At 68.8% G+C, this 20,779-nt stretch carries 18 protein-coding genes; 13 read left to right on the top strand and 5 right to left on the bottom strand.

The genetic code is table 11. The features are described from left to right. The first annotated feature begins 63 nt into the window (after positions 1 to 63). The 8 genes from pyrE to ACT6SE_RS00500 all read left to right on the top strand — a co-directional run bounded on the left by pyrE (position 64) and on the right by ACT6SE_RS00500 (position 9,560). The gene (gene pyrE, locus ACT6SE_RS00535; RefSeq protein ID WP_032961411.1) at positions 64 to 723 is read left to right on the top strand and encodes an orotate phosphoribosyltransferase; all 660 of its coding nucleotides are present in this window, start codon (positions 64 to 66) and stop codon (positions 721 to 723) included. Between the two features lie 18 nt (positions 724 to 741). Next, entirely contained in the window at positions 742 to 1,404 is a 663-nt protein-coding gene (locus ACT6SE_RS00530; RefSeq protein ID WP_032961414.1) for a hypothetical protein, read from the top strand. Between the two features lie 221 nt (positions 1,405 to 1,625). Beyond that, positions 1,626 to 1,718, top strand: a complete 93-nt coding sequence (locus ACT6SE_RS00525) for a potassium-transporting ATPase subunit F (protein ID WP_005407770.1) — start codon at positions 1,626 to 1,628, stop codon at positions 1,716 to 1,718. Positions 1,719 to 1,729: 11 nt separating this feature from the next. After that, on the top strand, positions 1,730 to 3,439 hold the full coding sequence (kdpA, locus tag ACT6SE_RS00520; RefSeq protein ID WP_014645673.1) for a potassium-transporting ATPase subunit KdpA: 1,710 nt from the start codon (positions 1,730 to 1,732) through the stop codon (positions 3,437 to 3,439). Positions 3,440 to 3,449: 10 nt separating this feature from the next. Then, complete coding sequence (gene kdpB / locus ACT6SE_RS00515) at positions 3,450 to 5,507, top strand: potassium-transporting ATPase subunit KdpB (RefSeq protein WP_046428174.1); 2,058 nt, start codon at positions 3,450 to 3,452, stop codon at positions 5,505 to 5,507. Further along, positions 5,504 to 6,154 carry a potassium-transporting ATPase subunit KdpC gene (gene kdpC / locus ACT6SE_RS00510; RefSeq protein ID WP_014645671.1) on the top strand — a complete coding sequence of 217 codons (651 nt, stop codon included), beginning with the start codon at positions 5,504 to 5,506 and terminating at the stop codon, positions 6,152 to 6,154. Before kdpB ends, kdpC begins: the two co-directional genes overlap by 4 nt. Before the next feature lie 51 nt (positions 6,155 to 6,205). Next, complete coding sequence (locus ACT6SE_RS00505) at positions 6,206 to 8,866, top strand: sensor histidine kinase (RefSeq protein ID WP_014645670.1); 2,661 nt, start codon at positions 6,206 to 6,208, stop codon at positions 8,864 to 8,866. Then, positions 8,847 to 9,560 carry a response regulator transcription factor gene (locus ACT6SE_RS00500; RefSeq protein WP_032961423.1) on the top strand — a complete coding sequence of 238 codons (714 nt, stop codon included), beginning with the start codon at positions 8,847 to 8,849 and terminating at the stop codon, positions 9,558 to 9,560. Before ACT6SE_RS00505 ends, ACT6SE_RS00500 begins: the two co-directional genes overlap by 20 nt. A 395-nt stretch (positions 9,561 to 9,955) precedes the next feature. On the opposite strand, the gene ACT6SE_RS00495 is transcribed toward ACT6SE_RS00500, so the two are convergent. The 3 genes from ACT6SE_RS00495 to coaBC are packed head-to-tail and all read right to left on the bottom strand — an operon-like array spanning position 9,956 to position 14,076. Continuing rightward, a complete protein-coding gene (locus ACT6SE_RS00495; protein ID WP_046428169.1) occupies positions 9,956 to 12,304 on the bottom strand; it encodes a phosphomannomutase/phosphoglucomutase in 2,349 nt (782 codons plus the stop codon). A gap of 12 nt (positions 12,305 to 12,316) precedes the next feature. Further along, positions 12,317 to 12,790: a dUTP diphosphatase gene (gene dut, locus ACT6SE_RS00490; protein WP_014035700.1), complete on the bottom strand. Its 474-nt coding sequence runs from the start codon at positions 12,788 to 12,790 to the stop codon at positions 12,317 to 12,319. Then, positions 12,787 to 14,076, bottom strand: a complete 1,290-nt coding sequence (gene coaBC, locus ACT6SE_RS00485; RefSeq protein ID WP_014645667.1) for a bifunctional phosphopantothenoylcysteine decarboxylase/phosphopantothenate--cysteine ligase CoaBC — start codon at positions 14,074 to 14,076, stop codon at positions 12,787 to 12,789. The genes dut and coaBC overlap by 4 nt, the downstream gene beginning before the upstream one ends. Positions 14,077 to 14,275: 199 nt before the next feature. On the opposite strand from coaBC, the gene ACT6SE_RS00480 reads away from it, so the two are divergent. The 4 genes from ACT6SE_RS00480 (at position 14,276) to ACT6SE_RS00465 (ending at position 18,396) form a co-directional block, all read left to right on the top strand. Continuing rightward, positions 14,276 to 14,902, top strand: coding sequence for a response regulator transcription factor (locus ACT6SE_RS00480; protein ID WP_014645666.1), 627 nt, complete (start codon positions 14,276 to 14,278; stop codon positions 14,900 to 14,902). 70 nt (positions 14,903 to 14,972) lie between these two features. Next, entirely contained in the window at positions 14,973 to 15,677 is a 705-nt protein-coding gene (gene radC / locus ACT6SE_RS00475) for a RadC family protein (protein WP_014035697.1), read from the top strand. Between the two features lie 112 nt (positions 15,678 to 15,789). Further along, on the top strand, positions 15,790 to 17,478 hold the full coding sequence (argS, locus tag ACT6SE_RS00470; RefSeq protein ID WP_032961431.1) for an arginine--tRNA ligase: 1,689 nt from the start codon (positions 15,790 to 15,792) through the stop codon (positions 17,476 to 17,478). A 21-nt stretch (positions 17,479 to 17,499) separates the two neighbouring features. Further along, positions 17,500 to 18,396 carry an SPOR domain-containing protein gene (locus ACT6SE_RS00465; RefSeq protein WP_046428160.1) on the top strand — a complete coding sequence of 299 codons (897 nt, stop codon included), beginning with the start codon at positions 17,500 to 17,502 and terminating at the stop codon, positions 18,394 to 18,396. Positions 18,397 to 18,486: 90 nt separating this feature from the next. On the opposite strand, the gene ACT6SE_RS00460 is transcribed toward ACT6SE_RS00465, so the two are convergent. Further along, positions 18,487 to 19,239 carry an SDR family NAD(P)-dependent oxidoreductase gene (locus ACT6SE_RS00460; RefSeq protein WP_014035694.1) on the bottom strand — a complete coding sequence of 251 codons (753 nt, stop codon included), beginning with the start codon at positions 19,237 to 19,239 and terminating at the stop codon, positions 18,487 to 18,489. 123 nt (positions 19,240 to 19,362) lie between these two features. Here ACT6SE_RS00460 and ACT6SE_RS00455 point away from each other — a divergent pair, with 123 nt between their 5' ends. Then, positions 19,363 to 19,830 (top strand): DUF1456 family protein, encoded by a 468-nt coding sequence (locus ACT6SE_RS00455; RefSeq protein ID WP_014645662.1) that lies wholly within the window; start codon positions 19,363 to 19,365, stop codon positions 19,828 to 19,830. On the opposite strand, the gene ACT6SE_RS00450 is transcribed toward ACT6SE_RS00455, so the two are convergent. Further along, on the bottom strand, positions 19,799 to 20,686 hold the full coding sequence (locus tag ACT6SE_RS00450) for a LysR family transcriptional regulator (RefSeq protein ID WP_014645661.1): 888 nt from the start codon (positions 20,684 to 20,686) through the stop codon (positions 19,799 to 19,801). The genes ACT6SE_RS00455 and ACT6SE_RS00450 overlap by 32 nt on opposite strands. Positions 20,687 to 20,779 lie beyond the last annotated feature (93 nt).

The raw sequence follows: 20,779 nt of genomic DNA, 5'->3' as shown, positions 1-20,779 counted from the left end.
ACGAGCGCAAAACGCCCAGCTGGATTAGGATTTGTGCTCCAAATGAAGATGAATCGAGTTTTGATGAGCGACCACCGCCACCGTTTCCTGCAGCTGGCCCTGACTGCCGACGCCCTGCGCTTCGGCCAGTTCACCCTCAAGTCCGGCCGGCTGAGCCCCTATTTCTTCAACGCCGGTCGTTTCGACTCCGGTTCGCTGCTGTCGCAGCTCGGCGCCTGCTACGCCGATGCCATCGATGCCACCGGGATCAAGTACGACGTGGTGTTCGGCCCGGCCTACAAGGGCATTCCGCTGGCCACCGCGATGGCCTGCGAGCTGGCTCAGCGTGGCCGCGACCTGCCGCTGTCGTTCAACCGCAAGGAAGCCAAGGACCATGGTGAAGGCGGCCAGCTGATCGGCGCCGACCTGAATGGCAAGCGCGTGCTGATCGTCGATGACGTGATCACCGCCGGTACCGCGATCCGCGAAGCGCTGGGCATCATCCGCGCTGCCGGCGGCACCCCGGCCGGCATCGTGGTGGCACTGGACCGCCAGGAGATCGCCTCGGAAGCCGACCGTCGCTCGGCGGCACAGTCGGTGGCCGAAGAAGCCGGCATTCCGGTGATCGCCGTGGCATCGCTGGCCGATCTGCTTGATTTCGCCTCCGGCAACCCGGAACTTGTCGGTTACCGGCAGCCGCTGGAAGCCTACCGGGCCCAGTACGGCGTCCGTTCGATCCGCTGACCGACCAGGGGAAAGGTCATGTCCCGAGTTCCTGCTGTTCTCTTTGCCGGCCTGCTGCTGGCCGTGCCGTTCACCGTGCCGGCGCAGTCGCGCGACGGCGGCAAGGTGGAAAAGAAGCTGTACTGCTGGAACGAGGGCAAGGAGCGGATCTGCAGTGATTCGCTGCCGGCCGATGCGGTCAATCACGCCCGCGAGGAGTTCAACGCGAAGAGCGGCCTGCGCAATGCGCAGGTCCAGCGCGCGTTGACCGACGAGGAGCGCGCCGCAGCCAGCACCGTGGCACAGCAGCAGCAGCTGGACCTGATGGCCGAGCAGACCCGCCAGCGCACCGAGCAGGCGATGCTGTCCACCTATGGCAGCGAGGACGACCTGCGCCGGGTGTTCGCCGAACGCCAGGAAGTGCTGGACAACAACCTGAAGACCGCCGAGTACAACGTCACCAGCCTGCGCGAATCGCTGGTGGCGCTGCTGTCGGCCGCCGGTGACCGCGAACTGGCCGGTGGCAAGGTGGCCGACAAGCAGGCCGAGGCGATCCGCCAGCGGCACGTGCAACTGCAGTCGCAGCAACGCCTGCAGGCCGGATTCCTGCAGCAGCAGCAGGCGCTGAAGGCCGAGATCGACAGCACGCTGCAGCGCTATCGCGAGCTGAAGGGCGTGGCGCAGGCGAGCCAGGCGCCGTGATTCGCCTGTAGCGTCGGGCCCACGCTCGACTCCGCGTGACCTTGGGAAAGGGCAGCCGAGCATGGGCTCGGCTCTACAGCAGGCGGCGCCTGGTTACGGGTTGGCCCACGGAATTTATGCACTCTTTACGCGTCGGCCCGGTCCGGCGCGTAGTTCGTTTATGGGCGGCAGGACGACGATGACGGCCTGAGGTGGAGGGGTTCCACCAGGTCGCTATTGAAATGTCCCCCTGGCTGTCTTTGTTGTGTGGCGTGCTGGTGCTGGTCGCCGCCGCCTATCTTCTCTATGTCGTGCTGCGGCCCGAATCGTTCTAACGGAGCCGGCCATGACTGAGATGCTTGTCATTCTTGCCGCCAGCCTGCTGCTGGCGTGGCCGCTGGGCCTGTACCTGGCCCGCGTGATGCGCGGCACGCCGATGAAGGTCGACGTGCTGTTCAACTGGATCGAAAAGCCGTTGTACAAGGTGTTCGGCGTCGATCCCTCGCGCGCGATGTCCTGGCGCGGCTACGTGCTGGCCTTCGTGCTGAGCAACGTGGTGGTCGCTGTGTTGACCCAGGCGGTGTTCATGACCCAGGCCTGGTTGCCACTGAACCCGGACCAGATCCCGAACATGCGCTGGGACACCGCGCTGCACACGATGATCTCGTTCCTGACCAACACCAACCAGCAGCACTATTCGGGCCAGGCGCAGCTGTCCTACCTCTCGCAGATGACCGGCATCACCGGCCTGCAGGTGGTGACGCCGATGATGGGCCTGGCGCTGGCGGTGGCGACGCTGCGCGCGTTGTTCTCGCGTGCGCCGCAGGCTGCGGCGGCCACCGGTGCCGGCGATGACCGCCAGGTGGCGGTAGGCAACTACTACGTGGACGTGGTGCGCCTGTGCGTGCGTTTCCTGTTGCCGCTGTGCCTGGTGTGGACCCTGCTGCTGACCAGCCAGGGTGTGCCGTCGACGATGGCCGGTGGCCCGCAGGCCACGCCGATCGATGCCAGCGCCGGCATGACCGGACAGAAGCTGCCGCTGGGCCCGGTGGCGGCGATGGTCGCGGCCAAGCAGCTTGGCGCCAACGGTGGCGGCTGGTACGGCCCGAACAGCAGCTTCCCGCTGGAGAACCCGACCCCGCTGTCGAACGCGCTGGAAATCGTCGGCATCCTGCTGGTGCCGATGGCGGTGATCTTCATGATCGGCGCGTTCACCGGCCGGCGTCGCTTCGGCGCCCTGGTGTTCAGCTGCATGCTGGGCATGTCGCTGCTTTCCACCGGCGCGATGATGTGGAGCGAAGGGCATAGCGCCAGCGCCGCCACCCCGCTGCTGATGGAAGGCAAGGAGGTGCGCTTCGGCGCCGACGGCACGGCGCTGTGGGCGGCGGTGACTACCCAGGTCTCCAATGGCTCGGTGAACGGCATGCACGATTCGCTGGCGCCGCTGAGCGGTGGCATCGCGATGGTCAACATGCTGGTCAGCGCGATCTGGGGCGGCATCGGCTGTGGCCTGCAGCAGTTCATCGTCTATCTGCTGCTGGGTGTGTTCCTGGCCGGGTTGATGACCGGGCGCACGCCGGAACTGTTCGGCCGCAAGCTGGAGACGCCCCAGGTGCGCCTGCTGGCCCTGCTGGTGCTGCTGCAGCCGATCACCCTGCTGGTGTTCACTGCGATCACCCTGGCCGTGCCCGGCCTGGCCGGCACCTCCAACCCCGGCTTCCATGGCATCAGCCAGGTGTTCTACGAGTATGTCTCGGCCTACGCCAACAACGGTTCGGGCTTCGAAGGACTGGGTGACGCCACGCTGTGGTGGAACCTGAGCTGCTCGCTGGTACTGCTGCTGGGCCGCTTCCCGCTGCTGATCATTCCGCTGGTGGTGGCCGCACAGCTGGCCGCCAAGCGCCAGGCGCCGGAGTCTGCCGGCAGCCTGCAGATCGAAACCCCGACCTTCGCCCTGACCCTGGTCTCGGTGATCGTCATCCTGACCGTGCTGCAGTTCATGCCGGCGCTGGTACTCGGCCCGATCGCCGATCACCTGAGCCTGGGACTGCGCTGAGGACACCCTGATGAGTACCCAAGCAAGTTCAACCCGTAGTACCCATGCACCGCGCCCTGCCCTGCTTGATGGCGCCGGCCTGCGCCATGCGCTGGTCGAAGCGGTGCGCAAGCTGGCGCCGATGCATCTGGTGCGCAGCCCGGTGATGGCGGTGGTGATGGCCGGCACGATCGTCGCCGCGATCGTCACCCTGACCGGCAATGCACCGCTGGGCTTCGGCCTGGCAGTGACCGCCATCCTGCTGGTGACCGTGCTGTTCGGCAATTTCGCCGAGGCAGTGGCCGAAGCGCGTGGCCGTGGCCAGGCCGCCTCGCTGCGCCGTGCCCGCCAGGACCTGGTGGCGCGCCGGCTGGCGGCGCCGCAGCCGGGCGCAGCCGAAGCCCAGGTGCCTGCCGCCGAGCTGCGCCCGGGCGACCATGTGATCGTCAGTGCCGGTGAGCTGGTGCCGGCCGATGGCGAGATCGTGCAGGGCCTGGCCACCATCAACGAAGCGGCAGTGACCGGCGAATCGGCACCGGTGCTGCGCGAGGCTGGTACCGACCGTTCCGGTGTGATCGGTGGCACCAAGGTGCTGTCCGACCAGATCATCGTGCGGGTGACCGCCGAGCCGGGCCACAGCTTCCTGGACCGCATGATCGCGCTGGTGGAAGGTGCCAATCGCCAGAAGACCCCCAACGAGATCGCGCTGACCCTGCTGCTGGCGGCGATGACGCTGACCTTCCTGGTGGTGGTGGCCACGTTGCCGGCGATCGGCGCGGCCGTGGGCGTGCAGGTCGATCCACTGCTGCTGATCGCACTGCTGGTGTGCCTGATCCCGACCACCATCGGCGGCCTGCTGCCGGCCATCGGCATCGCCGGCATGAACCGTGCGCTGGCTGCCAACGTGCTGGCCAAGTCGGGCAAGGCGGTGGAAGTGGCCGGCGACGTCGACGTGCTGCTGCTGGACAAGACCGGCACCATCACCTACGGCGACCGCCAGGCCAGCCACTTCCATCCGCTGGCCGGCATCGACGCCAGCCAGCTGCGCGAGGCGGCACTGCTGTCCTCGCTGGCCGACCCGACCCCGGAAGGCAAGTCGATCGTGCGCCTGGCGCGCGAACAGGGCTGCGCCACCGCCGAGCCGGACCGTGCCGACTACCTGGCGTTCAGTGCCCAGACCCGGATGTCCGGCGTCGATCTGGAGCATGGGCGGCAGATCCGCAAGGGCGCTGCCGATGCGATCCGCACCCACGTGCAGGCGCTCGGCGGCAGCGTGCCGGCTGAACTGGCCGGCCGCGTCGAGCAGGTCGCGCGCAATGGCGCCACCCCGCTGGTGGTGGCCGAGGGCCGCCACGTGCTGGGCGTGATCGAGCTGTCGGACGTGGTCAAGCACGGCATGCGCGAGAAGTTCGCACAGCTGCGGGCGATGGGCATCCGCACGGTGATGATCACCGGCGACAACCCGCTGACCGCTGCCGCCATCGCCGCCGAAGCGGGCGTTGATGACTACATCGCCGAGGCCCGTCCGGAAGACAAGCTGGCACGCATCCGCCAGGAACAGGCCGGTGGCCGCCTGGTGGCGATGGTGGGCGATGGCACCAACGATGCTCCCGCGCTGGCCCAGGCCGACATCGGCCTGGCGATGAACTCCGGCACGCAGGCGGCGAAGGAGGCCGGCAACATGGTCGACCTCGATTCAGACCCGGCCAAGCTGCTGGCGGTCGTGGAAGTGGGCAAGCAGCAGCTGATCACCCGCGGTGCGCTGACCACCTTCTCGCTGGCCAACGACGTGTCCAAGTACTTCGCGATCCTGCCGGCGCTGTTTGCCGCTGCGGTTCCGGCCATGGCCGCACTGAACGTGATGCAGCTGTCGAGCCCACGCAACGCGGTGCTGGCGGCGCTGATCTTCAACGCGCTGGTGATTCCCGCGCTGATCCCGCTCGCCCTGCGTGGCGTGCGCTTCCGTCCGGCCACGGCCACCGCGCTGCTGCGCCGGAACATGCTGGTGTACGGCCTCGGCGGCGTGCTGTTGCCGTTCGCGGCGATCAAGCTGATCGACCTCTTCCTTGTCCTGGTATTCGGCGCATGAACCGTTCTGCTTCCACCTCCACCACCCTGCCCCGCGAACCGAAGGCCGAAGCCCGCGTGGCCAGCCTGCAGGACGGCGCCGGCTGGCGCCCGGCGATCGGCCTGGGCCTGGCTACCCTGCTGCTGGCCGGCGCAGTCTACGCCGGCATCGCCACCGGTTTCGCCGGCCTGGCCTACCCCACCCAGGCCGAGGGCAGCCTGCTGCGCGATGGCAACGGCCAGGTGCGCGGCTCGGCCTGGCTGTCGCAGCCGTTCACCGGTGATGGCTACTTCCAGGCACGGCCGTCGGCGGCCAACTACGACCCGATGGCCGCGGCCGGTTCCAACCTGGCGCGCAGCAACCCGGCGCTGGCCGAGCGTGTTGCCGCCAGCACGGCGGCGGTGGCCGCGCGCGAAGGTGTCGCCCCGGCGCAGGTGCCGGCCGACCTGGTCACCCAGTCCGGCGGCGGGCTGGATCCGCAGCTGTCGCCGGCGGCGGCGCAGCTGCAGGTGGCACGCGTGGCACGTGCCCGCGGCCTGCCGGTGGAGCGCGTGCAGGCCTTGGTGCAGGCACATACTGAAGGGCGCCAGTGGGGCGTGTTCGGCCAGCCGCGGGTGAACGTGGTGACGCTGAACTTCGCGCTGGACCATGCGGCCAAGGCGCCGTGATGCCGGCCTGCATCGGCTGCGCGCACAATGGCGGCCATGACAGTGGCCCCCATGACTGATGCGCGTACCCGCCAGGCCGATGCCCTGGTGGAAGGCCTGCAACGCGAAGCCGGTGGCAAGCTGACCGTGTTCCTCGGCGCTGCGCCGGGTGTGGGCAAGACCTACACCATGCTGACCCGTGCCCAGGAGCAGCTGCGCCGCGGCGTGGACCTGGTGGTCGGGCTGGTGGAAACCCATGGCCGCGCCGAAACCCAGGCCCTGCTGGAAGGTCTGCCGCAGCTGCCGTTGAAGGACGTGGCCTATCACGGCCACGCGCTGCAGGAGATGGACCTGGATGCCGTGCTGGCACGGCATCCAGCGCTGGTGCTGGTGGACGAACTGGCCCATCGCAATGCGCCCGGCAGCCGCCATGAGCGGCGCTGGCAGGATGTGATGGAGCTGCTCGACGCCGGCATCGACGTCTGGACCACGGTCAACATCCAGCATCTGGAAAGCCTCAACGACGTGGTGATGCGCATCACCGGCGTGCGGGTCAGCGAGACCGTGCCCGATGGCGTGCTCGATCGCCTGCACGACATCGTGCTGGTCGATCTGCCGCCGCGCGAACTGATCGCGCGCCTGCAGCAGGGCAAGGTCTATGTGCCCGAACAGGCCGCGCAGGCGCTGCAGGCGTTCTTCTCGCCGGCCAACCTGACCGCCCTGCGTGAGCTGGCGATGCAGGAAGCCGCCGACCGCGTCGACAGCAGCCTGCGTGAAACCCGCGCCGCACGGGGCGAAGGCAACCTGCCGCTGCGGCGCGGCGTGCTGGTGGCCATCGATGGCGGCGGCCAGAGCGAGTACCTGGTGCGGGTGGCGCGCCGCATCGCCGAGCGCCGCGACGCACCGTGGACGGTGGTGACCGTGCAGGGCCGGCGCCAGGACGAGGCCACGCGGCGCGAGATCGATGCGGCCTTCGCCCTGGCACGGCGCCTGGGTGGCGACGCCGAACTGCTGCACGGATCGAGCATCGCCGATGCCCTGCTGGACCATGCAGCGCACAACGGCGTATCGACCCTGGTGCTGGGGCGCACCCGTGAGCGCCCGCTGGCGCGGATGTTCAACCGAACCCTGACCCAGCAGCTGATCCAGCGCGGGGCGCACTACGAGATCACCATCATCAGCACGCCGCAGGCCCGGGCGCGCTCGCGCCGCGAGGGTCTGCTGCCACCGATGCGCGGCATCAGCTACGAGCCGGTACAGGCACTGATCGCCACCGCGCTGGCCTGTGCGGTGGCTTGGCTGGCCGAACGCTGGGTCGGCATGGCCGACCTGTCGATGGTATTCATCGTGGCAGTGGTGCTGGTGGCGGCGCGCACGCGTGCCAGCGTGGCGGTGATGGCGGCGATCCTGTGCTTCCTGGCCTACAACTTCCTGTTCATCGCGCCCCGCTTCACCTTCGCCATCGGTGCGCGCCAGGGCGTGATCACCGTGTTCCTGTTCCTGGCCGCCGCCTTGGTGGCCGGACGGCTGGCCTCGCGCCTGCGCATGCAGGTCATTGCGCTGCGTGCGGCCAATCGCCATGCACGTGCACGCCAGCAGCTGGGCCGTCAGCTGGCCAGCGCCGCTGGCAACGGCGAGGTGGCACAGGCAGGTCGGCATGCCTTGGAGCAGGCGATGGATGTGCCGGCGTGGCTGCGGATCGGCGCGGACACTGCCGCCGGTGGCCGCAGCCAACCCGGCGATACCGACCTGGCTGCCGCCGACTGGGCGCTGCGCCACGGCCAGCCCAGCGGCCGCTTCACCGACACCCTGGCCGGTGCGCAGTGGTGGTTCCTGCCATTGCTGGATGGCGAAGATCGCGCGATCGGCGTGGCCGGCCTGTACCTGCCCGGCGCACAGGCACGCCTGCTGCCCGAACAGCGGCAGCTTGCCGAAGCGATGGTCGATGACATCGCGCAGGCCGCACTGCGTACCCGGCTGGTGGCCGAACTGGAACAGGCGCATGTCAGCAACGAGACCGAGCGGTTGCGCTCGGCCCTGCTCTCTTCGGTGTCGCACGACCTGCGCTCTCCACTGGCGGCGATGATCGGTTCGGCCGACAGCCTGGCCAGTTACGGCGCGGCGATGGACACGGCCGATCGCCGTGCCCTGCTGGACACCATCCTGGTCGAAGGCGAGCGGCTGGACCGCTACATCCAGAACCTGCTGGACATGACCCGCCTTGGCCACGAAGGTCTGAAGATCAACCGTGACTGGATCGGCGTGGACGAACTGATCGGCTCGGCCGCACGGCGCCTGCAGCGCTACCAGCCCAAGGTGCGGCTGGAGCTGGACATTCCGTCCACGCTGGCGCCGATCTGGGTACACCCGGCGCTGGTCGAACAGGCCGTGTTCAACGTGATGGAGAACGCGGCCAAGTTCTCGCCGCCCGACGCCGCCGTGCAGGTGCAGGCGCGCGAACTGGACGGCCAGCTGCGCATCGACGTGATCGATGCCGGCCCCGGCATTCCCGACGACGAGCGCGCGCGCATCTTCGACATGTTCTACAGCGTCGAGCGCGGCGACCGCGGCCGCCACGGCACCGGCCTGGGCCTGACCATCTGCCAGGGCATGATCGGCGCACATGGCGGCAGCGTGCAGGCGCTGCCCGGACGCGACGGTCGCGGTACCCTGATCCGCATCACCCTGCCCCTGCTCAAGCCAGCCTCCCACGATGAGCCCGACCCCGATTGATGCCAGCGTGCCGGCCGCGCGCGTGCTGGTGATCGATGATGAAACCCAGATCCGCCGGTTCCTGGACATCAGCCTGCGCGCGCAGGGCTACCAGGTGCGACAGGCCGCCACCGGCCAGGAAGGCCTGCAGCTGGCCGCCAGCGAGGACATGGACCTGGTGATCCTGGATATCGGCCTGCCGGACATGGAAGGCCACGAGGTACTTGAACAGCTGCGGCAGTGGAGCCAGGTGCCGGTGATCATGCTGACCGTGCGCGCCGGCGAAGCCGAGAAGGTGCGCGCACTGGATACCGGCGCCAACGACTACGTGACCAAGCCGTTCGGCACGCAGGAACTGATGGCACGGGTGCGGGCGCTGCTGCGCACGCGCAGCGTACCCAGTGATGGCACGCCGCCGGTGTTCGACGACGGCCACCTGCGCGTGGATCTGGTGCGCCGCGAAGTCGCCCTGCAGGGTGAACCGGTGGCGTTGACCCGCAAGGAATACGCGTTGCTGTCGCTGCTGCTGCGCAATGCCGGGCGGGTAGTGACGCAGCCGCAGATCCTGCAGGAGATCTGGGGGCCGACCCACCAGCACGATACCCATTACCTGCGCATCCTGGTCGGCAAGCTGCGGCACAAGCTGGGCGATTCGGCGCTGGATTCACGCTACCTGTTCACCGAACCGGGCGTGGGCTTGCGATTCAAGGGGTGAGGGTGTGCCGAACAACGGTCGGCACCCACCAAAGCAAATTCGGAAGAGCATCCACGCATGGCGTGGATCTCTGCTGTGTCGACCAAGGTCGACACCTACCAAGAGCAGTTCATGCGGTTCGGACAGATCGCGGAAATCTGTCGAAGGCGGGGTGGGTCCGGTTGCGGGGGCGTGAGCCGCATGGATGCGGCGACCGAGCTTACATGGGTGAGGGCGCTTTGCTTGCGAAGCACTGCTTCGCAAGCGCCCGAACGCCCAGCCGCCAGCGGCTGGGCCGGGCCCCGGAGGGGGACTTGCAGCGTCCCCCGTAACCGGACCCACCCCGCATCCTACGGATAGCCGGCCTTTGACGTTGACGTTGATTCGGCGGGTGCCGGGCACCGCCCGGCCCCACCTCAGAACCCCAGCGGGGTGTCGCCCAGCACCGGCTGCAGCTGGCTGCGGAACAAGGCCTTGATGCGCTCCAGTGCGGCCTCGTCGTTGCCTTCGAACCGCAGCACCAGCACCGGCGTGGTGTTGGAGGCGCGCACCAGGCCCCAGCCATCGGCGAAGTCCACGCGCAGGCCATCGATGGTCGACAGGCGGCCCCCCACATACGGGTTGTCCGGCGACTGCGCCGCCGCCACCAGCATCGCCACCAGCGCATGCGGCGTCCCGTCGGCCACCGGCACCTTCAGCTCCGGCGTGGCGACCATCTCCGGCAGTTCGCCCAGTACTTCGTCCGGGGTTTCCTCGCGCTGGGCCAGGATCTCCAGCAGGCGCGCAGCGGCGTACAGGCCGTCGTCGAAACCGAACCAGCGTTCCTTGAAGAAGAAGTGGCCGCTCATCTCACCGGCCAGCTCGGCATCGGTCTCGCGCATCTTCGCCTTCATCAGCGAATGCCCGGTCTTCCACATCAGCGGGCTGCCACCGTTGCGCAGCACATGGTCGGACAGCTTGCCGGTGCACTTGACGTCGTAGATCACCATCGCGCCCGGATTGCGCATCAGCACGTCGGCAGCGAACAGCATCAGCAGGCGGTCGGCATAGATGATCCTGCCTTCGCCGGTGACCACGCCCAACCGGTCGCCGTCGCCATCGAAGGCTACGCCGAGGTCGGCGCCGAAGCGCTTGACCGTCTGCACCAGGTCTTCCAGGTTGGCCGGCTCGCTCGGGTCGGGATGATGGTTGGGGAAGGTGCCATCGACATCGCAGTACAGCGGAATGACGTCGGCGCCGATTGCTTCCAGCAGCTGCGGGGCCAGTGCGCCGGCCACGCCATTGCCGGCATCGGCCACGACCTTCAGCGGACGGTCCAGCTGCACGTCATCGGCGATGCGCTGGATGTAGTCGGCACTGACATCGCGCTGCTGGTAGTCACCCGGCTCGGCGGACTGCACCAGGCGGCCCTCGACGATGCGCTGGTAGAGATCGGTGATCGCGTCGCCGGACAGCGTCTCGCCGCCGATCACCACCTTGAAGCCGTTGTACTCGGGCGGGTTGTGGCTGCCGGTGACCGCCACGCAGGTGCCGGTACGCAGATGGAAGGCGGCGTAGTACACGAGCGGGGTCGGCGCCAGGCCGATGTCGATCACCGCGCAGCCGGCACGGCGCAGGCCCTCGGCCAGCCCGGCCGTCAGCTCGGGTCCGGACAGGCGGCCATCGCGCCCGATCACCACCTCGCGCAGGCCCTGCTCCAGTGCCACGGTGCCGATGGCCTGGCCGATCAGCGCCGCGGTCTTGGGTGTCAGTTCGCTGCCCACCACGCCGCGGATGTCATAGGCGCGGAAGATGCCGGCGGCCAGCTCTTCGGCAGGCACCGGCGGTGGCGGCGGTGGCGTGGCATCGCCACTGCCGGTCACGGCGGCCACCGGTGGCGGCGCCTGCTGCAGGCTCTCGCTCAGGGTCGGGCCATGGTCGGCTTCGGACGCGGCGGCGCGGCGCGGCAACGGCAGCGACTTCGGCAGCCGGTCGCGCCCCACCACCAGCAACACGGCAATGAACGCCAGCAGCAACGCCACAATGGCGCTGGCCAGCGCGCCCAGGCCGAGCGGACCGGCCTCGACATTCGGCACCGACGCGACCAGCCGCAACGGCGTGCCTGCAACCGGGCGCGCCAGCGCTTCCGCACTTTCGGCCAGGCTCGGGTCGCCCTGGGTGACCAGATCGAATGCTCCCTGGCGCAGGCCGAGGAAGCCGGCGGACGGCGCGCTGACCTGGTCGAGCGGCGACGTCAGCCGCAGCAGCGGTTGGCGGACATAGATGACAGCCGGCCCCAGGCTGCCCAGCTGCACCGGCGCGGCCAGGCCCAGGCGGTTGCCGCCGCCGTCGCGGACCACGCGCAGGCTTGGCCTGGCCTCGGCCAGCGCCGCTTCCAGCAGCGCCAGGCGGGAATACCCGAAGGTGGCCGGATCGGCATAGGCGTTGGCCAGATCGGCCGCCAGCACCTCGACCTGCTCGACCCCGGTCCAGCTCTCGCGAACGGCCAGCGCCGCCGCAGCGGCGTCGCCGGCCTGCAGCGCCTGCTGCACGCGATCGTTCTTCAACTGCTGCTGCAGCTGCTGCAACTGGCCCGCAGCAGCCTGCTGCAGGCCCTGCACGGCCTGGTCACGCGCCTCTTCCAGCGCCTGCCCGTTGGCCTCCTGCCGCCATTGCTGCACCGCGCTCCATCCGAACCAGCCGGCCAACAGGATCAACAGCACCCCCAGTAGAGGTGCACTGCGACCCAACGACCGTCCCCGCTGTCCTTCCCCGATGCCGCTCATCGATGTCCCCTGTCAACGCACCCCGGTATGGCCGAATCCACCCGCGCCCCGCACGCTGTCGGTGAAAGTATCCACTACCTGCAGGCTGACGCGGGCGATCGGAACCACCACCAGCTGCGCGATGCGATCGCCCGGCTCGATGGTGAAGGCCTCGCGGCCACGGTTCCAGACGCTGATCAGCAGCGGCCCCTGGTAGTCGGCATCGATCAGGCCGGTGCCGTTGCCCAGCACGATGCCATGCCGATGGCCCAGCCCGGAACGCGGCAGGATCACCGCGCACAGGTTCGGGTCGGCAATATGGATGGCCAGGCCGCTGGGCACCAGCGCGGTGTCGCCCGGCTGCAGGGTCAGCGCGGTATCCAGCGCCGCGCGCAGGTCCATGCCGGCACTGGCCTCGGTGGCATAGGCCGGCAGCGGCCAGCTGTCGCCGAAGCGCGGATCGAGCAGCTTGACCTGCAGCGGGTGGGAAGTGGATGCCTGGGTCATGCCTGGAGTCTCCGCGCGATCAGCGCCAGCAGTTGTTCGGCCAGCTCGCGCTTGGAAGTGGCCGGGAATACCTGTTCACCGTCCTGCCAGAAGGCCGTGGCGGCATTGTTGTCGCTCTCGAAACCGCCGCCACTGATGCCGACCTGGTTGGCGATCACCAGGTCCAGGCGCTTGTCGACCAGTTTGCCGCGCGCGTATTTCTCCACGTCGTGGGTCTCGGCGGCGAAGCCGACCACCAGCTTCAGCGACTGCGTCTGTGCAGCGACTTCGGCGAGGATGTCCGGCGTGCGCACCAGTTCGATCACCAGCGACTGGCTGTCGGCAGTCTTCTTCAGCTTCTGCGCGGCGACCTGGCGCGGCGTGTAGTCGGACACCGCGGCGGCACCGATATAGATGTCGGCGGGCAGCGACTTCAGTACGGCATCGCGCATCTGCGCGGCCGAGCGCACGTCGATGCGCTGCACGCCCGGCGGCGTCGGCAGCTGTACCGGACCGCTGACCAGCACCACCTGCGCGCCCAGCGCGGCAGCAGCGGCGGCCAGGGCAAAGCCCATCTTGCCGCTGCTGCGGTTGCCGACGTAACGCACCGGATCGATGTCTTCGTAGGTCGGGCCGGCACTGATCAGCAGGCGCAGCCCCTGCAGGGCACGGGTTTCCGGCGCGGCAACCGTCGCAGCGGCGCCGCCATTGGCGGCAAGCGCGGCCACGATGTCGCCGGGTTCGGCCAGCCGACCGGGACCGGATTCACCTTCGGCCAGCGGGCCATCGACCGGGCCGATCACCTGCGCACCACGCTGGCGCAGCAGGGCGATGTTGGCCTGGGTGGCCGGATGCAGCCACATGCGATGGTTCATCGCCGGGCAGATCGTCAGCGGTGCGGTGCTGGCCAGGCACAGGGTGCTGACCAGGTCATCGGCATGGCCCTGGGCCAGCCGGGCCAGCAGATCGGCGGTTCCCGGCGCGACCACGATGCGGTCCGCCCAGCGGGCCAGCTCGATGTGGCCCATGGCCTGTTCGGCGGCGCTGTCCCACAGCGTGGTGCGGGTCGGCTGCCCGGACAGGGCCTGGAAACTGAGGGGGGTGACGAACTGCTGGGCGCCGGCGGTCATCGCCACCTGCACCTGGGCGCCCGCATCACGCAGGCGTCGCACCAGTTCCAGGGCCTTGTAGGCCGCGATCCCGCCTCCGACGCACAACAGCAGTTTCTGGCCTTCCAGCGCGCGGCCGGGCGCGGGGGAAGCGTTGGGGGAGTCAGCCACCTGGAATTCCTGTGCAAACGAGGGCATTAGCTTACCCGATGGTCGGTAATGTCCCGGTGCACAGCGCACATAGCGGGCAGCTATCAGCAGATGGGACTTGCACCACAGCGCTTCCGGGGTTCAAGACACTGCGATTCGGAACTTTCCTATACCTGTAGGCCGGCCACGTTTGCAGAATCGTCAGTGGCCGCCGCAGGTGTGCCGCTTCGCTTTTCGAGGATTCCGCGTGCACCCGCGCATCATCATCGCCGACGACCATCCCGTCGTCCTGCACGGCATCCGCATCGTGCTGCAGACCCACCTGATGGAGGTCGTCGGCAGCGCGCGTGACGGCGCCGAGCTGCTGCAGCTGGTCGAGCACCACGGCTGCGACGCGGTGCTGACCGACCTCTCCATGCCGGGCACCGGCCCGGATGGCCCGGAACTGATCGCTGAACTGCGCGCACGCCACCCGCGCATGCCCGTGGTGGTGCTTACCGGCGCCCGCCACCCCGGCCTGCTCGATGGCCTGCTGCGTGAGGGTGTCAGCGGCCTGGTCGACAAGTGCGCCGATTTCGGCGAGTTGCCGCAGGCCCTGAACGCGGCCATGGCAGGGCAGGTGTTCGTCTCGCAGCAGCTGCGCCACCACCTGCAGGCGCGCGACCTGATGTTCGCGCGCGAACCGGCGGCGCTGTCCGCCCGCGAACAGGAAGTGCTGGACCTGTTGGCCGCCGGGCTGAAAGTGAACGCCATCGCCGTCCACTGCGGCCGCAGCCCCAAGACGATCAGCCGGCAGAAGGCCGAGGCCAAGCGCAAGCTGGGGCTGCAGAACAACCAGGAGCTGTTCGCCTACCTGCAGTCGCGACGCGACTGAGGCAACGGCCGACCCGGGCATGCGTCCTGCCCTGATGGGCCGCATCGCCCCCACTGGCGATGATGCAGGCATGCCCATCCACGACTGGCCCGAACAGGAACGTCCCCGCGAGAAGCTGATCGCACGCGGCCCCGCCACGCTGTCCGACGCAGAACTGCTGGCACTGTTCCTCGGCTCCGGCTTCGGTGGACGCGATGCGGTGCAGACCGCGCGCGACCTGCTGCAGGCGCACGGTCCCCTGCGTGTGCTGCTGGACCGCCCGGCCCGCGAGCTGGCCCGGTTGCCGGGGCTGGGCCCTGCTCGAAGCTGTGCACTGGCCGCCGGGCTGGAACTGGCCCACCGCTATCTGGCGGCCGAACTTCAGCAGGGCGAGGCCGTCGGCAACAACCCCGCTGCGGTCGGCCGCTATCTGCAGCACCGCCTGCGCGGCCAGGCCCGCGAGATCTTCATGGCGCTGTTCCTGGACAACCGCCACCGCCTGATCGCCTGCGAAGAACTGTTCCAGGGCACCATCAATGCCGCCCCGGTCTATCCCCGCGAGGTGGTGCGGCGAGCCCTGCTGCACAATGCGGCAGCGGTGATCCTCAGCCACAATCACCCTTCCGGCGACCCCGAGCCCTCCGGCGCCGATACCCGCATCACCGATGAACTGCAGCAGGCGCTGGCACTGGTGGACGTGCGCCTGCTCGACCACTTCGTGGTCGGCGAGGGCCGCCCCGTTTCATTTGCTGAACGGGGCCTGCTGTCCCCGCCCCAGCCGCGCCTGTTCGGCTGAACGGCCCTGGTCAGGGCCGGGCGGGCGCCCCGCAGGCATGTCCTGGTCAGCGTGGGCGCGGGCATCTGCGCTAAAATGGGCGATTCCGCCGCTCATTCTCACAGCAGGCCTCGTGAAAAATCTCCTCCGCGCCCTGATCAGCCAAGGCATCGAAGCCTTGCGCGCCAATGGCACCCTGCCCGCCGACTCCCTGCCGCCGGACTTCGTGGTCGAGCGCCCGAAGACCCGTGACCACGGCGACTTCGCCACCAACGCCGCGATGCTGCTGGCCAAGGCCGCGCGCAGCAATCCGCGCGCACTGGCACAGGCACTGGTCGAGGCGCTGCCGCGCAGCGAGGACGTCAGCAAGGTCGAGATCGCCGGCCCCGGCTTCATCAACTTCCATCTGGCCCCGGCCGCGTACCAGCGCGAAACCGCCTCAGTCATCAAGGAAGCCCACGACTACGGCCGCAACCTGTCCGGCAATGGCCGCACGGTGGGCGTGGAGTACGTGTCGGCCAACCCGACCGGCCCGCTGCATGTCGGCCATGGCCGCGCAGCGGCGATCGGCGACTGCGTGGCCCGCGTGCTCGATGCCAACGGCTGGAACGCCAAGCGCGAGTTCTACTACAACGACGCTGGCGTGCAGATCGAGAACCTGGCGCTGTCCACCCAGGCGCGGATCAAGGGCATCGCACCCGATCAGGACGGCTGGCCGGAAGGCGGCTACCGCGGTGAGTACATCGCCGATGTCGCCCGCGCCTACATGGCCGGTGCCAGCGTCGACCTGGAAGGCAGCACCGTGGTCGGCGCCAAGGACCCGGACGACATGCAGGCAATCCGCCGCTTCGCCGTGGCCTACCTGCGCAACGAGCAGAACCTGGACCTGGCCGCGTTCGGTGTCGACTTCGACATCTACTTCCTGGAAAGCTCGCTGTACGCCGACGGCAAGGTTGCCGAAGCGGTGGCCAAGCTGCAGGCGTCCGGCCACACCTATGAGGAAGGCGGCGCGCTGTGGCTGCGCAGCACCGACTTCGGTGACGACAAGGACCGCGTGATGCGCAAGTCCGACGGCACCTTCACCTACTTCGTGCCGGACGTGGCCTACCACCTGTCCAAGTGGCAGCGCGGCTACGAGCGCGCGATCACCGAACTGGGCGCCGACCATCACGGCTCGCTGGCGCGCGTGCGCGCCGGCCTGCAGGCGATGGAAGTGGGCATCCCGCAGGGCTGGCCGGAATACGTGCTGCACCAGATGGTCACGGTCATGCGCGGCGGCGAGGAAGTGAAGCTGTCCAAGCGTGCCGGCAGCTACTTCACCCTGCGCGACCTGATCGAAGAAGCCGGCCGCGATGCGACCCGCTGGTTCCTGATCGCGCGCAAGCCCGATTCGCAGCTGACCTTCGACATCGACCTGGCGCGCCAGCAGAGCAACGACAATCCGGTGTTCTACGTGCAGTACGCGCACGCCCGTGTCTGCAGCCTGCTGCGCCAGGCGCAGGAAAAGGGCCTGGTGTACGAGCAGGGCAATGGCCTGGCCAACCTTGGCCACCTGGCCGACGATGCCTCGCTGCTGTTGATGAACGAGATCTCGCGCTATCCGGAAGTGGTGGAAGCGGCCGGCGTGGCGCTGGAGCCGCACCTGGTGGCGCAGTACCTGCGTGAATTGGCGCATGCCTTCCACACGTGGTATCACGGGACGCCGGTGCTGGTGGAAGACGCCGCCGATCGCAACGCCAAGCTGACCCTGGCCTGCGCGGCGCGCCAGGTGCTGGCCAACGGCCTCGAACTCCTGGGCGTGAGCGCCCCGGAAAAAATGTAAGCATCAGGAGACGCAGTACACATGGCAGCACGACGCGGCAAAACCCAGGCACGACGCAACAGCAGCAGCCAGGGCACACCCGGATGGGTGTGGCTGGTGGCCGGTGTGGCGATCGCCGCCGTGGTGTTCCTGGCGGCGCCGAACCTGTTCAAGGGCGAAGGCGACGGCTTCCTGCGCGCCGGTCCGCAGCCGAACCCGAACGCGCAGCCGGCCCCGGTTGCTGATGCAGACAGCGATGTCGGCAGCCAGCCAGCCGCGCAGCCGGCCACGCCGAAGCCGGCCGAACCGGAGAAGCCCGCGGCGACGCAGTACGACTTCTACACCCTGCTGCCGGGCAAGGAAGTGGAAATGTCCGACGCCGAACTGGCCGCCAGCGCGCGTGCCGAGGACCAGCGCCGGGCCAAGGCCGAAGCGTCGCGCGCGCAGGCCGCGCTGGAGGGCAAGCCGGTGCCGCCGGCGAGCACGGCCACGCCGGCACCGACCGCAACGGCCAGCGTCGCCAGCACCGCACCGGTGACCGCGAGCAACCGTCCGCTGCCGGCACCGCTGAGCGAGCGCCCGGCCGCGGCAACCCCGCCGGCCAGCACCGCACCGGCGTCGACCAGCACGGCCGCCACCCCCGCGCCGCGCGCGGAAGCCGCGCCCACCGCGCCGGCGACCACTGCCGCACCGGCGCCCGCCGACAACGCCCGCTACATCCTGCAGGCAGGTGCCTTCGGTGCGTCCGGCGACGCCGAAGCCACCAAGGCCAAGCTGGCCATGATGGGCCTGGCGGCACGCGTGGAGTCGGCGCAGATCAACGGCAAGACCGTGTATCGCGTGCGCATGGGGCCGTACGGCAGCGCCGGCGAACTGTCTGAAGCGAAGCAGAAGCTGGATGGCACCGGCCTGCAGGCGATGGCCATCAAGGCGCAGTGACGTTCTGCGGGACTGCATGAAGAAAGCCGGGCATTGCCCGGCTTTTTTTGTTTCTGCCGAGTCGAGCATGGCTCGACTCCACACACGGCGTCAGCCCTCGCGGGCGACCTGGAACCCGGCGAAGGACTGGCTGACCGGCATCAGCTCCAGGCGATTGATGTTCAGGTGCGGTGGCAGCGTGGCCACCCAGAAGATCTGTTCGGCGATGTCTTCGGCGGTCATCGGATTGGCACCGCTGTACAGCTTGTCCGACGCATTCTGGTCGCCATGGGTGCGGACCACGGTGAACTCGGTCTCGGCCATGCCCGGCTCGATCGTGGTCACGCGCACGCCGGTGCCGTGCAGGTCCGAACGCAGGCCCAGCGAGAACTGGCTGACGAAGGCCTTGGTGCCACCGTAGGCGTTGCCACCCGGGTACGGGTAGACGCCGGCCACCGACGAGATGTTGATGATCGCACCCTTGCGCTCCACCAGCTGCGGCAGCAGGCGGTGGGTCAGGGTCACCAGCGCGGTGATGTTGGTGTCGATCATCGTGGTCCAGTCCGACAGCCTGGCGCTCTGTGCCGGTGCGGTGCCCTGCGCCAGACCGGCGTTGTTGACCAGCAGGTCGATCTCGCCGAAGGCCGGCGGCAGCGCCAGCAGGGCCGCCTCCATCGCCACCGGATCGCGGATGTCGAAGGCGGCGGCGTGCACCACGTCCTTGCCATAGCGCTCGACCAGCGGTTGCAGGCGTTCGCCGCGGCGGCCGGTGGCGATCACTTTCCAGCCGGCCTGGGCGAAGCGGTGGACGGCGGCGGCGCCGAAGCCGGACGTGGCGCCGGTAATCAGGACAGTGCGGGTCATCAGGCAACTCCAGGGGGAAAACCAGATCTCCATTCTGGCACCGTCCGGCAGCACCCGTGTTGCCGGATCGGCCAGATCCGGGGCGGCGACCCCACGTGTCGGGGTGACCGGTACAATTGCGCCATGATCAACAATGATGTCCTGCGCAGCGTGCGCTACTCCCTGGACCTGGGTGACCAGCACGTGGTCACCCTGTGCCAGATGGCCGACCCGGCCTTCGCCGTGGATACCGAGCAGGTGAAGGCCTGGCTGCGCCGCGAGGACGAAGCCGGTTTCGAGGCGATGAACGACAGCGCACTGGCGCACTTCCTCGATGGCCTGATCGTGCACCTGCGCGGTCGCGACGAGAGCCAGCCGCAGCGTGCGGTGGAAACCCGCATCGACAACAACCTGGTGCTGAAGAAGCTGCGCGTGGCCTTCCAGCTGCGCGACGTGGACCTGATGGAGATCTTCGCCAGCGCCGGCTTCAACGTGTCCAAGTCGGAAGTCGGTGCGTTGTTCCGCCAGCCCGGGCACACCAACTACCGGCGCTGCCTGGACCAGATGCTGCGCAACTTCCTCAAGGGCCTGAGCCTGCGCCTGCGCGGCTGAGCACGGCCTCGACGAAGGCGCGCGCGGCCGGCGTCGGCAGCCGCTGCCAGACCAGGTGTACGCGCCGGGTCGGGGTCGGCTGCAGTGGAATCTGAACCACGCCCTGGAAACCTTCGGCGATCAACGCCGGCACGATGCCGACCGCCAATCCGTGGCGGACGAAGCGCTCGACCAGTTCCATCAGGTTGACCTCGAAACGCACCGTGTGCGGCAGGCCAGCGGCGGCGAAGGCATCGTCGGTCTGCCGGCGCGCACCGGTACCGCGCGGGAAGTCGACCAGCGCTTCATCCTGCAGTGCGGTCAATGGCAACCGCGTGCGCCCGGCGAGCCGGTGCGACGGCGCCAGTACCGCTACCAGATCCTCCTCCTGCAGCACCTGGTGGCAGACGCCATCCAGCGCTGCCGACGGCGCCAGGCCGACCAGTGCCACATCCAGCGCGCGCGACTGCACCTGTGCGATCAGGTCTTCGCTCTTGTCCACGCGCAGCTGGAACTCCACCTGTGGGTGCACCCGCTGGAAGGCCGCCAGCATCGCCACGACGTCGATGTCGGTCAGCGAAGAAATCTGCCCGATGGCCAGCAGGCCACGCACTTCGCCACTGACGGCGGCCACGTCGGCGCGCAGGTGGCGCAGGCTGGCCAGCACCTGGCGTGCGTGCACCAGCAACGCCTCGCCGGCGGCGGTAGCCCGCACCTGGCGTGGCAGGCGCTCGAACAGCGTGGCACCCAGTTCCTGTTCCAGGTGGGCGATCTGGTGGCTGAGCGCGGACTGCACCACGTGGCAGCGCTCGGCGGCACGGGTGAAATTGCCCTCCTCGGCCAGGGCGACGGCAAACTCGAGCTGCTTGAGGTTCATCCAGCTATCTTGTTTTCAGATGACAAGGATGATGATGATTCATTTCCATCATGACCGCAGCAGGCGGACACTGTGCACCCCGCTTCCTGGAAC

It is taken from the genome of Stenotrophomonas sp. LC732, assembly GCF_052446685.1.
In the GTDB taxonomy this organism is placed as follows: domain Bacteria; phylum Pseudomonadota; class Gammaproteobacteria; order Xanthomonadales; family Xanthomonadaceae; genus Stenotrophomonas; species Stenotrophomonas muris.
Note: the sequence above shows the minus strand (reverse complement) of the source record. Positions and strands in the feature narration are given on the sequence as shown.